The sequence below is a fragment of the Stenotrophomonas sp. Steno-C15 genome (genome assembly GCF_056393265.1).
In genome coordinates this window covers 201,576-213,113 of the sequence record NZ_JBWJPF010000004.1, presented here as the reverse complement: position 1 = coordinate 213,113, position 11,538 = coordinate 201,576, and the positions used below count along the sequence as shown (strand labels likewise).

At 67.8% G+C, this 11,538-nt stretch carries 11 protein-coding genes; 2 read left to right on the top strand and 9 right to left on the bottom strand.

Annotation, left to right across the window (positions count from 1 at the left end; translation table 11 throughout):
* Window positions 1-27 precede the first annotated feature (27 nt).
* The 5 genes from AC06FB_RS05890 to efp form a co-directional block, all read right to left on the bottom strand.
* Window positions 28-732, bottom strand: a complete 705-nt coding sequence (locus AC06FB_RS05890) for a squalene/phytoene synthase family protein (RefSeq protein WP_065175504.1) — start codon at window positions 730-732, stop codon at window positions 28-30.
* Window positions 733-743: 11 nt separating this feature from the next.
* A complete protein-coding gene (locus AC06FB_RS05885; RefSeq protein WP_478053460.1) occupies window positions 744-1,439 on the bottom strand; it encodes a phosphoglycolate phosphatase in 696 nt (231 codons plus the stop codon).
* Window positions 1,436-2,152, bottom strand: coding sequence for a bifunctional 2-polyprenyl-6-hydroxyphenol methylase/3-demethylubiquinol 3-O-methyltransferase UbiG (gene ubiG, locus AC06FB_RS05880; RefSeq protein ID WP_478053459.1), 717 nt, complete (start codon window positions 2,150-2,152; stop codon window positions 1,436-1,438). Before ubiG ends, AC06FB_RS05885 begins: the two co-directional genes overlap by 4 nt.
* Window positions 2,153-2,176: 24 nt before the next feature.
* The gene (locus tag AC06FB_RS05875) at window positions 2,177-3,520 is read right to left on the bottom strand and encodes a TRZ/ATZ family hydrolase (RefSeq protein ID WP_053520086.1); all 1,344 of its coding nucleotides are present in this window, start codon (window positions 3,518-3,520) and stop codon (window positions 2,177-2,179) included.
* 162 nt (window positions 3,521-3,682) lie between these two features.
* Window positions 3,683-4,249 (bottom strand): elongation factor P, encoded by a 567-nt coding sequence (gene efp / locus AC06FB_RS05870; protein WP_053520087.1) that lies wholly within the window; start codon window positions 4,247-4,249, stop codon window positions 3,683-3,685.
* Between the two features lie 121 nt (window positions 4,250-4,370).
* Here efp and epmB point away from each other — a divergent pair, with 121 nt between their 5' ends.
* Window positions 4,371-5,387 carry an EF-P beta-lysylation protein EpmB gene (gene epmB, locus AC06FB_RS05865; protein WP_262100362.1) on the top strand — a complete coding sequence of 339 codons (1,017 nt, stop codon included), beginning with the start codon at window positions 4,371-4,373 and terminating at the stop codon, window positions 5,385-5,387.
* A 60-nt stretch (window positions 5,388-5,447) separates the two neighbouring features.
* Here epmB and AC06FB_RS05860 read toward each other — a convergent pair whose 3' ends face one another.
* From AC06FB_RS05860 to AC06FB_RS05850, 3 genes are read right to left on the bottom strand one after another with little or no spacing between them, the layout of a single operon-like run.
* Window positions 5,448-7,574 carry a putative bifunctional diguanylate cyclase/phosphodiesterase gene (locus tag AC06FB_RS05860; protein ID WP_053520089.1) on the bottom strand — a complete coding sequence of 709 codons (2,127 nt, stop codon included), beginning with the start codon at window positions 7,572-7,574 and terminating at the stop codon, window positions 5,448-5,450.
* On the bottom strand, window positions 7,571-8,503 hold the full coding sequence (locus tag AC06FB_RS05855) for a phosphate/phosphite/phosphonate ABC transporter substrate-binding protein (protein ID WP_053520090.1): 933 nt from the start codon (window positions 8,501-8,503) through the stop codon (window positions 7,571-7,573). The genes AC06FB_RS05860 and AC06FB_RS05855 overlap by 4 nt, the downstream gene beginning before the upstream one ends.
* A 47-nt stretch (window positions 8,504-8,550) precedes the next feature.
* The gene (locus AC06FB_RS05850) at window positions 8,551-9,321 is read right to left on the bottom strand and encodes an RNA methyltransferase (protein WP_053520091.1); all 771 of its coding nucleotides are present in this window, start codon (window positions 9,319-9,321) and stop codon (window positions 8,551-8,553) included.
* A 120-nt stretch (window positions 9,322-9,441) separates the two neighbouring features.
* On the opposite strand from AC06FB_RS05850, the gene AC06FB_RS05845 reads away from it, so the two are divergent.
* The gene (locus AC06FB_RS05845) at window positions 9,442-10,269 is read left to right on the top strand and encodes an inositol monophosphatase family protein (RefSeq protein ID WP_053520092.1); all 828 of its coding nucleotides are present in this window, start codon (window positions 9,442-9,444) and stop codon (window positions 10,267-10,269) included.
* A 328-nt stretch (window positions 10,270-10,597) separates the two neighbouring features.
* Here the strand turns inward: AC06FB_RS05845 and htpX are convergent, their stop codons facing one another.
* Window positions 10,598-11,464 carry a protease HtpX gene (gene htpX, locus AC06FB_RS05840; RefSeq protein ID WP_053520093.1) on the bottom strand — a complete coding sequence of 289 codons (867 nt, stop codon included), beginning with the start codon at window positions 11,462-11,464 and terminating at the stop codon, window positions 10,598-10,600.
* Window positions 11,465-11,538: the final 74 nt, after the last annotated feature.

The window sequence follows — 11,538 nt, the reverse complement described above, 5'->3', positions numbered from 1 at the left end:
TGCCCGGCGAGCGCAGCGGCAACGGAATCAGCCGCGTGCGGCCCACCACACCCGCAGCAGGGTGCGCAGCGGGGTCGCCTCGATCGGCTTGCCGGCCGCCTGGGCCGTCAGGCGTGCACGGGCCAGGCTGGACCACACGCGGCGCGGGCGCGGCCCGGGCACGCGCGCGCCCCACCCCTTCAACAGGTGCTGCGCCCAGCGCTGCGCGGCGGAGCGGGTGTCCTCGTCCAGCAGGCTGCGCGGCACGCCGGCCACGCCTGCGTCCTGCAGGCGCTGGGCCAGCGTCTGCAACTGCACGGCCCGGCCCGCACCGGTCCGCGGCCTGTCATCGAACAACACCACTTCCACGGCCGCGACTGCTTCAGCGTAGCGGGCCAGCGCGGCTTCGGCACTGGCCGCATCCGGCGCGACGGTGCGTGCCTCCACCAGATCCGGCAGCGTTTCCGCCAACCGCGCCCACGGCGCACGCACCGGTTCCAGCACACGACCCAACGGATGGCGCGAACGCTGTCCTTCCCAGCTGCGCAGCTCCTCGCCCCACCATGCCAGCTTGGCATCGGCCGGCAACGGATCGCCGCTGGTATTGAGCATGTCGTCGAATTCCTGCAGCAGCGCGAACCACGCTACGGCCAACTCACGGTGCGATTCGGCCACGAACGGCGCGGCCACCGACCATTCCGGCCAACGGCTGCGCCATTTGTCGAGGAAGCTTTCCAGCGCGGTGCTGCTCACTACGATCGTCCTTACGGGTGGGCCGGGCGTGCCGGCCGGGTTGGCCACAGGCTGGCCAGTTGCAGAAGTGCGGCGTTCTCGACCAGTACATCGGCCTGCCAGGCCAACGGGTCGTCGCTGTGCAGGCGGTAGCCCCACAGCGCTGCCACCGATGGCATGGCCGCGGCGCGCGCCGCGATGATGTCGCGCTCGTCGTCGCCGACATACACGCAGTCGCTTGCCGCGACACCGATCGCCTGCGCAGCGTGCAGCAGAGGCAGCGGGTGCGGCTTGCGCTCGGCCAGGCTGTCGCCGCCGACCAGCACGGCGCAGCGCTGCTGCCAACCGTGCTGCGGCAGGATCAACCGCGCCAGGTACTCGGGCTTGTTGGTAACGATGCCCCATATCGTTCCAGCAGCATCGAGCGCGGCGAGCATGCCGGCGACGCCATCGAACAGCACCGCGTGCTGGCCGATCAACGCTTCATAGCGCTGCAGGAACTCCGGGATCAGCGCGTCGCGCGCATGCGCATCCAGGTCCGGGAAGGCCGCCGCGATCATCGCCCGCGAGCCCTTGGACACCACCGGGCGCAGCTGCGCCGGATCGATCGGCGCGCGTCCACGTGCGGCCAGCATGGCGTCGCAGGTGGCAACGAAGTCCGGCGCACTGTCCAGCAGGGTGCCGTCCAGGTCGAACAGCACCGCGCACGGGAAGTGCGTGGCGGTCATGCCGGCTTGACCGCGTAGGCCAGGTAGTTGATGTCGGTGCGGGTGCTGAGGCGGGCACGGTTGCGCCACGGCTCATACGCCATGCCGCTGACATCGGCCAGCTGCAGATCAGCCTCGCGCAACCAGCGTGCCAGTTCGGCCGGCTTGATGAATTCCTGGTAGTGGTGGGTGCCCTTCGGCAACAGGCGCGCCACGTATTCGGCACCGACAATGGCCACCGCGAATGCGGCGGCCGTGCGGTTGATGGTCGACAGGAACAGGTGACCGCCCGGCTTCAGCAGCCGCCTGCAGGCCTCGATGATCGCGCCGGGGTCCGGCACGTGCTCGAGCATCTCCATGCAGGTCACCACATCGAAGCTGCCCGGCTGTTCAGCGGCCAGGTCCTCGGCGGCCTGCACCCGGTAGTCGACCTTGGCACCACTTTCCAGTGCGTGCAGCCGCGCGACCTTGACCAGCTCCGGGGCCAGATCGATAGCGGTGACATCGGCACCGGCCTGGGCCAGTGCTTCGCTCAGCAGGCCGCCACCGCAGCCGATGTCGAGCACGCGTGCGCCGCGCGGCGGCACGCGGTCGGCCACGTACTTCAGGCGCACCGGGTTCAGCGCATGCAGCGGCTTCTGCGGACCATCGGCGTCCCACCAGCGGTTGGCCAGTGCGGCGAACTTGTCCAGCTCGGCCTGATCGAAATTGGAGGAAGCATGGGGGACAGTCATGGGGAATCCTTGCAGCGCCAGGGTTCAGGCGCGGATATGGCGGATGCGCTCGCGCCACTGGCGCGCGTTGGCGATGATGCCCGGCAGGTCCATGCCGACCAGCTCGCGCTGCACCAGCTTGGGCTTGCCGGCAATCCAGACGTCGCTCACCTGCTGCCGGCCGGTGGCGTACACCAGCTGCGAAAGCACGTTGTGCAGCGGCTGGGTTTCCAGCGCGGACAGGTCCACGCAGACCAGATCGGCCTGCTTGCCCACCTCGATCGAGCCGATCCGCTCGCCGAAGCCCAGCGCACGGGCACCGCCGAGGGTGGAAGCGCGCAACGTGGTGGCCGCGTCCAGCGCGGTGGCGTCGTTGGCGACAGCCTTGGCCAGGATCGCCGCGGTGCGGTTCTCGCTGAACATATCCAGGTCGTTGTTGCTGGCACAGCCATCGGTACCGATGGCCAGGTTCACGCCTGCGCGCTGCAGGGCGCAGGCGGGGCAGAAGCCGGAGGCCAGTTTCAGGTTCGATTCCGGGCAGTGCACCACGCTGACGCCACGCTCGGCGCACAGGTGGATCTCCGCGTCGGTCAGCTGGGTCATGTGCACCGCGATCAACCGGTCGTTGACCAGGCCGAGGCGGTCGAGCCGCGCCAGCGGACGCTGGCCATGCAGCCTGATCGAGTCGCTGACTTCCTGCGCGGTCTCATGGGTATGCAGGTGCACCTGCATGTCGAGCTGGTCGGACAGCATCCGCACCCTCTCGAAATTGGCATCGCTGACCGTGTAGGGCGCATGTGGTGCGAACGCGACGCCGATCAGACTGTCGTTGCGCCACTGGTCGTGCAGTTCCCCGGCCTTGGCGAAGTACTCGTCGTCGCTCTTCGCCCAGGCGGTCGGGAAATCGATGATGACCGCCCCCACCAGCGCGCGGAAACCATGCTTCTTGTAGACCGCCGCCTGCACGTCGCCGAAGAAGTAGTTCTCGTTGGCGCAGGTGGTGCCGCCGCGCAGCATCTCGGCAATCGCCAGCGTGGTGCCGTCGGCGACGAACTCGGGGCCGATCACCGCCGCTTCCACCGGCCAGATGTGCTCCTGCAGCCAGGTCATCAGCGGCAGGTCATCCGCAACGCCGCGCAGCAGGGTCATCGGGTTGTGCGTGTGCGCGTTGACCAGGCCCGGCATCAGCGCGGCGTCCGGACGGCTGACCACCTGCGCGGCACGGAAGCGCGCCCGCGCTTCGGCACGCGGCAGCACGGCCACGATCTCGCCGCCACGCACGGCTACGGCATGGTCTTCCAGCACCACGGCATGCGGTTCGATCGGAACGACGTAGCCAGCTTCGATGAGCAGGTCGCAGGCTTCGGGGAGGTGCGGGCTGTCGCTCATGCAGGCTCACTTGGCTGGGGGGAGAACCTCACGGGAGGCGGTAGCGCCGGGCCACGCCCGGCGGCTGTCCGTTGCGGCGCCGTGGACGCCGGCAACGGGTTCCGGGCGATGCCCGGAAAGCCGGGCCTGGGCCCGGCTCACAGGTCATCCGGCTGCGCCGGATTACTTCACGCGCGAGGAGTACTCGCCCGAACGGGTGTCGACCCGGATGACTTCATCCTGGTTGACGAACAGCGGCACGCGGACCACAGCACCGGTTTCCAGCGTGGCCGGCTTGCCGCCACCGCCGGAGGTGTCACCGCGGACGCCCGGATCGGTTTCGGTGATCTTCAGCTCGACGAAGTTCGGCGGCTGCACGAAGATCGGCGCACCGTTGAACAGGGTCACGATGCAGGCTTCCTCGCCCTTCAGCCACTTTTCGGCGCCGCCCATGCCGGCCTTGTCGGCCTGGACCTGCTCGAAGGTCTCCGGATCCATGAAGTGCCAGTACTCGCCATCGCTGTACATGTAGTTCATGTCGGTGTCGACCACGTCGGCCACTTCCAGGTCGTCGGTCGCCTTCATGGTCAGTTCGACCACGCGGCCCGAACGGATGAAGCGGTACTTGACGCGGGTGAACGCCTGGCCCTTGCCCGGCTTGACGTATTCGGTATCGGTGATGACCGCCGGTTCATTGTTGACCAGGATCTTCATCCCGTTCTTGACGTCATTCATGCCCACAGTGGCCATGCTCAAGCTCCTCAAATGGCAAAACCGCCGCGGGTGCGGCGAGCCGGTAGAATGGAAAGCCCACCGGATGCCGGTGGGCGACTGTTTTTCTGCCCCCATGATAACCGCAGGCCCCCTCTCCATGCAGCTTTCCGCCTTTCCCCGCCCGTCGTCGCCGGGTGCACCCGCACGCTGGCAGGAACTCTGGCGCCAGGCGCTGCGCGACCCGCACGCACTGCTGGCGCGGCTGGAGCTGGATCCGGTCGCACTGGGCGTGTCCGAGGCGGCCATGGCCCAGTTCGCGCTGCGCGTACCGGACGGGTTCGTGGCCCGAATGCGCAAGGGCGATGCGGCCGACCCGCTGCTGCGCCAGGTGCTGCCGGTCAATGACGAGATGCAGGTCGTTCCCGGGTTCAGCTTCGACGCGGTGGGCGATGGTGCGGCCAGGAAGGCGACCGGGGTCATCCAGAAGTACCGGGGCCGGGCGCTGCTGATCGCCACCGGCAGCTGTGCAATCAATTGCCGCTACTGTTTCCGCCGGCACTTCGACTACGCCGCTGAGAATGCCGCCAAGGGCGGCTGGTGGGAAGCGGTGGACGCCATCGCCGCCGATCCGGATATCGACGAAGTGATCCTGTCCGGGGGGGATCCGCTGTCGCTGGCCACCCACAAGCTGGTCGAACTGACCGACGCGCTGCGGCGGATTCCGCACATCCGTCGCCTGCGCATCCACACCCGGCTGCCGATCGTGCTGCCGGAACGGGTCGACGACGAGCTGCTGGCCTGGCTGGGCAGCCTGCCGTGGCCGCTGGCGATCGTGGTCCATGCCAACCATGGCAATGAGTTCGATGCCAGTGTGGACGCGGCAATGGCGCGCCTGCGTGGCACCGGCGCCCAACTCCTGAACCAGGCGGTGCTGCTGCGTGGCGTCAACGACAGCGTGCAGGCGCTGCAGGCGCTGAGCGAACGCAGCTTTGCCGCCGGCGTGCTGCCCTATTACCTGCACCAGCTGGACAGGGTCGAGGGCGTGGCCCACTTCGAGGTGGATGACACCCGCGCCAGGGAGCTGATCGCCGGCCTGACCGCGCGCCTGTCCGGCTACCTGGTTCCCAAGCTGGTGCGGGAACTGCCCGGCGACCCGAGCAAGCGCCCGCTGTAACGATACCGCCCGGGTCAGAGCCCTTTCCTGCGGAGAGCGAGCTGCCCCCTGGACCAGGATTCAGACGCCGGACTCGATCATCCGCACCACTTCGGTCGCGGTGACCGGGTGGCTCAGCCAGTAGCCCTGGCCAAGATCGCAGCCGCGCTGGGCCAGCAGCTCGAACTGTGCCTGCTGCTCGATGCCCTCGGCCACCACCGTGATGCCCAGCGCGTGGGCCATGGCGATGATCGCCGTGGTCAGCGCCAGGTCGTCAGGATCACGCTGCATGTCGGCAATGAAACTCTTGTCGATCTTCACGCCGTCCACCGGCACCTGGCGCAGGTGGCTCAAGCCCGAGAAACCGGTGCCGAAGTCGTCCAGCCACACCTTGACGCCGGTGCGATGCAGCTTGTCCAGCAACTGCGCGGCCACCATCTCATCACCGATCACCGCGGTCTCGGTCAGTTCCAGATGCAGGCGCGAAGCCGGCAGCCCCGACTCATGCAGGCATTGTGCGACCAGTGACGGCAGCTCGCCGCCACGCAGCTGCCGGGGCGACACGTTCACCGACACGAACAGATCATCGCCGCCCGCACTGCGCGGCCACTGCGACGCTTCCATGCAGGCCGCGCGCAGCACCTTCGGCCCGATCACCTCGATCAGCCCGCTCTGCTCGGCCACTTCGATGAACACCGACGGCGGGATCGTGCCCAGAGTGGGGTGCTGCCAGCGCAGCAGCACCTCGACGCCGACCATCCGCCGGTCGCGGGTGCGGAAGATCGGCTGGTAGGCCAGGCGCAGCTCGCCGCGCTCCCAGGCGCCGCGCAGTTCCTGTTCCATGTGCACGCGGCGCTCGACCGCATGGTCCATCGCCCGGCTGTAATACCGGTAGCAATTCTTGCCGGCCATCTTCGCCTGGTACATGGCGATGTCGCCGTTCTTCAGCAGTGTGGTCGCGTCTGCGGCATCGTCCGGGAACAGGGTCACGCCGATGGAGGTGCCCAGGAACAGCTCCCTGCCCTGCACCACCAGCGGCTTGCCCAGTTCGCGCACCAGCACCTCGGCCAGCAGCCGCGCATTGGCAGCGACATCGCCGTCGCCGACCAGGATCACGAACTCGTCGCCGCCAAAACGGGCCAGCAGCGCCTCATCGCCCCCGGCCTCGGCGACGGCGCGGCCGATCCGCTGGGCAAACTGCAGCAGTGCTTCGTCGCCCGCTTCATGCCCGAGGGTATCGTTGACCCGCTTGAAATCGTCGATGTCCGCAAACAACAGGCCCAACCGCTGCTTGGACGCACGCGCGGCCATCAGCCGGTGGTCCAGAGCTTCGCGGAACGCCAAGCGGTTGGTCAGGCCGGTCAGTGCGTCGGTGTAGGCCATGTGCCGCACCTCGCGGTCGTGGCGGGCGATGGCATCACGCATGCGGGCGAACCCCCGCACCAGCTCGCCGACCTCGTCGTCGCGGGTATTCTCCAGCAGTGGCGCCTGGTAGTCGCCGGCTTCGATGCGACGGGCCGCCACCGCCAGGTCGCGGATCGGCGCGACCAGGGTGCGCTGCACGTAGAAGATCACCGCCACGCCGATCACCACCAGCAGGCCGAGCATCAGCAGCAGCCAGCCCAGATGACGGCTGCCGACCTGCTGCAGGCGCTCGCCCAGCGTTGCGTTGGCGGCCTGCTCGCGCTGCTGCACTTCGTCCAGCGCCATGCCGACGCGGACGCCGCCGATGCGCTGGTTGCCGACCATGATCGGCATCGTGTTGTCGAGCACCTTTGGCGACTGCTGCACCACCAGCGTCCGCGCGGCGATCGCGCCCGGTGCAAGGGGGTCTCCCATCGGCTGACCGAAGGCGGCGACCTCCACCGAACCGTCGTGCACCAGCCGGCCACGTTCGTCGAACACCAGCACATAGCGCACCACGGGCTGCCGCGACGTGCTGCGCACCAGTGCGCCGACCTGGTCCAGATCGTGGTAGTACAGCGGGTTGGCCAGCGCATCGGAAAGCTCACGGGCGATCGCTTCGCCGCGGCTGCGCACGCTGCGGTCGAACAATTCATGGATGACGCCGCCGCTGAGGTTGCGCACCTCGCTCTGCATCGCCGCCTGCCGCCCCAGCAGCACCGCCAGGATCGCCACCACCACAAGCATCGCCCCGCCCATCGCGAGCAGGAACCGCGCCTGCATTCCCGAGCCGAGCCACTTCATTCCACTTCCATCCGCACGCGCGTCAATCCTTGTTTCAATTCATCCAGCCGCTGCTGCGCATGCGCGTCGACGCGGTGGAAACCGGAAGTACCAAAAAAACGGTGAAGCGCCGCCTGTGCCTGTGGATCACTGGCCGCCTGCAGCAGGACCTCCTGCAGGCGGTCACGGACGCGTGCGTCCAGGTCGGCGCGCACCACCTCCACGGCGCGAGGATAGGGCTCCGTGCGCAACAGTTCGCGGAAGTCGCGCCGGAACGCCCGCGGCATGCGCCGTTCATCGTTCCAGTCCACGCTGCTCACCGCCCCCCCATCGGCCACGCCCTTGTGCACGTAGGTGGCGATGTTCAGCTCGCTGCGGGCGAACACATAGCCGACGCTGTCCGTGCCCGGAGCGTCCCACGTACCCGCGAGGATCTGTGGGGACAACCCGTGGCCCAGCAACGTCATCACCGGCACCAGGTAGGCGCTGGTGGATGCGGTGTTCTGCAGCGCAAGGCGGTGGCCCCGCAGGTCCTCCAGCCGCTGGAACGGGCTGTCGCGGCGCACGAAGAATACGGTCTGGTACTCACGCACGCCATTGCGCTCGGTCAGCAGCAACGGCCGCGCACCGCTGCGCTGACCCAGCGCCACTGCGGTTCCGGCGGTCTCCGTGACCCAGTCGACCTGCCCCCGCCGCAGATAGCTGGCCATCTGCTGCGGATCACGCGCCATCAGTATCCTCCCCTCCTGGATGCCGACGTCGTGCATGCGTGCCACCACGTAGTCCAGCAGCGGCTGCAGCTGCTGGTAATGGGCCTTGGGATCGTCGCTGATCCGGCCCAGCACCAGCACCGGATCCGGCGCAGCGCGCACCGTTCCGGCCAGCAGGACCATGGCCAGGCTCAGCAGCGCCCCCTGCATTGCCGTTCGCAGACCCGACACCGGTTTCATCCCCCCCTGGGTATCCGGACAGACTACCCGAAAAAATGAGAACGTCGTCAGCCGTTGTGACTGCCCGGCTTGGCCAGACGCGCCATGCGCTGGGCATCGGCCAGGATGCCGCGCAGCAACCGCACTTCCTGCTCGCTCGGCTCGCTGCGCAGGAACAGGCGGCGCAGCTTGCGCATCGCCGACTCCGGCGCACGGCCCTTGTGGAAATCGATCTCGTCCAGGGTGTCGCCAAGCTGGGCGAAGAAGCTCTCCATCTGTTCGTGGCTGGCCACCTGCTCACGAAAGCCCGGTTCGGCGCCAACGGCAGGCTGGGCGCCGAGCAGCTGCATGCGCACCTCGTAGGCCAACACCTGCACGGCGGCGGCGAGGTTGAGCGAACTGAACGCCGGATCGGACGGAATGTGCACCGCCGCGTGGCACAGCTGCAGCTCCTCGTTGGTCAGGCCGGTCCGTTCCCGGCCAAACACCAGCGCCACCTCGGCACCCTCACCGGCCTTGGCGACCGCACGGGCCGCTGCGTCGGCGGGCAGGTACTCCTCCAGCTGGACCCGGCGTGCGCGGGCCGTACACCCCAACACCAGACGGCAGTCGGCGACGGCCTCGGCCAGGGTGGCCACCACGGGCGCATCGCCGAGCACGTCCTCGGCGCCGGCCGAGCGGCGGAATGCCTCCTCGTCCAGCGGTTTTTCCGGGGCCACCAGTACCAGGCGGGCCAGGCCCATGGTCTTCAGGGCGCGGGCGGCGGCGCCCATGTTGCCGGGATGCTGGGTTCCGACCAGGACGAATCGGAGGCGGGTGGCGGCGGGGAACTGGGACATGAACAGGGAAAAGGTCGAGCTGGACGATGACCAATGGTAAACTGTGCGGCCGGCCACTGCGCCGGACCCGCTCTTTTCCCCCGCCAGTCCTACCCTTCTGCCTTTCCGGGAGCCCACGCCATGCAGAAACCCGCCGTCACCGTCATGGTCAAGGCCGCCCGCCTCGCCGGCAACGTCCTGTTGCGCAACATCAACAAGCTCGAGGCACTGAACGTGGTGCAGAAGGGGCGGATGGACTACGCCAGCGAAGTCGATGCGGACGCGGAAAAGGTCATCGTCAAGGAGCTCAAGCGCGCGTATCCCGAGTACGGCGTGTTTGGCGAGGAAGGCGGCGTGCAGGGCGAACATCGCCACATGTGGGTCATCGATCCGCTGGACGGCACCAGCAACTACCTGCGCGGCGTCCCCCACTACTGTGTATCGATCGCCCTGGTCGAGAACGGCGAGCCGACCGACGCGGTCATCTTCGATCCGCTGCGCAACGAGCTGTTCACCGCCAGCCGTGGCGCGGGCGCCGTGCTGAACGACCGTCGCATCCGCGTGGCGGATCGCAAGGACCTGGGCGGCACCATGATCCAGACCGGCTTCGCTCCGCGCGAGCGCGCCCGTGCCGGCGCCCAGTTGAAGGCGGTCGATGCTCTGCTGGTGCAGGCCGAGGACATCCGCCGTACCGGTTCCGCTGCGCTGGACCTGGCCTATGTCGCCTGCGGTCGCGCCGACGCCTACTTCGAGGCCGGGGTCAAGGCCTGGGACATCGCGGCCGGCGTGCTGCTGGTGCGTGAGGCCGGTGGCAAGGTGTGCGATTTCAAGGGAGCACCGCTTGCACGCATGGACAACCGCGGTCCGGAAACCCAGCAGGTGGTGGCGGGCAACCTGAAGGTGGCCGAGTCGCTGCAGAAGGTGCTGGTCAACACGGGCTATGCGGCCGAGTTCGACGCGAAGTTCTGAGCTTCCCTGTAAAGCGGTTCATGGAGACGGCACCTGTGAAGGTGCCGTTTTCGTATCCGCAGTGATCGTGCTTGTCACTTTCTTTGCTCGTGCAAAGAAAGAAACACGCCGCCAGGACGCGAGCCGACGTGCTGTGCACGACGATGACGGGTAGCGCCGGGCCATGCCCGGCGAGCGAAGCGGCCGCTTCGCCTTCGACCTTGAAAGTGACACCCCTCCGCAGTCGCGGAAACGATCCTGCGGGCACGCGTCGATGCTGCCGACGCGCAAACAGAAACGCCCGGCACGGGGCCGGGCGTTCCTGTAGCAGTGCGTTGCAACCGGAGGCTTACACCACCGTCGAGGCCCGCAGCGCGGCGATGCGCTCTTCCAGCGGCGGATGGCTCATGAACAGCTTCTTCGCGGTCGAACCGGCGATGCCGAAGGCGGCGATCTGGGTCGGCAGCGTGCTCTGGCCGTGGTTGAGCTGCAGGCGCTCCAGCGCGGCGATCATCTTCTGGCGACCCGCCAGCGAGGCGCCACCGGCATCGGCGCGGAACTCACGATGGCGCGAGAACCACATCGAGATCATGGTCGCGAACAGGCCGAACACCATCTCCAGCACGAACACGATGATGTAGTAGGCGAACCCGCGGCCGCCGCCTTCGCGGTTGCCCGACAGCGCGCTGTCGATGACGCCGCCGACCACGCGCGCCAGCACGATCACGAAGGTATTCAGCACACCCTGCAGCAGCGCCATGGTGATCATGTCACCATTCGCCACGTGGGCGATCTCGTGGCCCAGTACGGCTTCGGCCTCATCTTCGCTCATGTTCTGCAGCAGACCGGTGGACACCGCCACCAGCGCGTTGTTGCGGTTGGCGCCGGTGGCGAATGCGTTGATCTCCGGGCCATCGTAGACCGCCACTTCGGGCATGCCGATGCCGGCCGCCTTGGCCTGGCGCTCGACGGTGGCCAGCAGCCAGCGCTCGGTCTGGTTGCGTGGCTCGGTGATCACCACCGCGCCGGTGGAGCGCTTGGCCATCCACTTGGACAGCAGCAGCGAAATGAAGGAACCGCCGAAGCCGAAAATCGCAGCCATCACCAGCAGGCCGCTCATCTGGTTCGGATTGACCCCCAGCAGCGACATCACGATGCCGGCCAGGATCAGCACTGCAAAGTTGGTGGCTAGAAAGAGTGCGATGCGGGTAAACATGGGAAATTCCGGCTCGGAAGGGGTCGATATCCGTCAATTTGCGGTGCGGTCAGCTTGAATTCAAGCACCAACCT

Coding starts and splice junctions, on each gene's coding strand:
- AC06FB_RS05885 (WP_478053460.1), bottom strand. CDS start 1,439: ATGACCGCCACGCACTTCCCGTGCGCGGTGCTGTTCGACCTGGACGGC.
- ubiG (WP_478053459.1), bottom strand. CDS start 2,152: ATGACTGTCCCCCATGCTTCCTCCAATTTCGATCAGGCCGAGCTGGAC.
- AC06FB_RS05875 (WP_053520086.1), bottom strand. CDS start 3,520: ATGAGCGACAGCCCGCACCTCCCCGAAGCCTGCGACCTGCTCATCGAA.
- efp (WP_053520087.1), bottom strand. CDS start 4,249: ATGGCCACTGTGGGCATGAATGACGTCAAGAACGGGATGAAGATCCTG.
- epmB (WP_262100362.1), top strand. CDS start 4,371: ATGCAGCTTTCCGCCTTTCCCCGCCCGTCGTCGCCGGGTGCACCCGCA.
- AC06FB_RS05860 (WP_053520089.1), bottom strand. CDS start 7,574: ATGAAGTGGCTCGGCTCGGGAATGCAGGCGCGGTTCCTGCTCGCGATG.
- AC06FB_RS05855 (WP_053520090.1), bottom strand. CDS start 8,503: ATGAAACCGGTGTCGGGTCTGCGAACGGCAATGCAGGGGGCGCTGCTG.
- AC06FB_RS05850 (WP_053520091.1), bottom strand. CDS start 9,321: ATGTCCCAGTTCCCCGCCGCCACCCGCCTCCGATTCGTCCTGGTCGGA.
- AC06FB_RS05845 (WP_053520092.1), top strand. CDS start 9,442: ATGCAGAAACCCGCCGTCACCGTCATGGTCAAGGCCGCCCGCCTCGCC.
- htpX (WP_053520093.1), bottom strand. CDS start 11,464: ATGTTTACCCGCATCGCACTCTTTCTAGCCACCAACTTTGCAGTGCTG.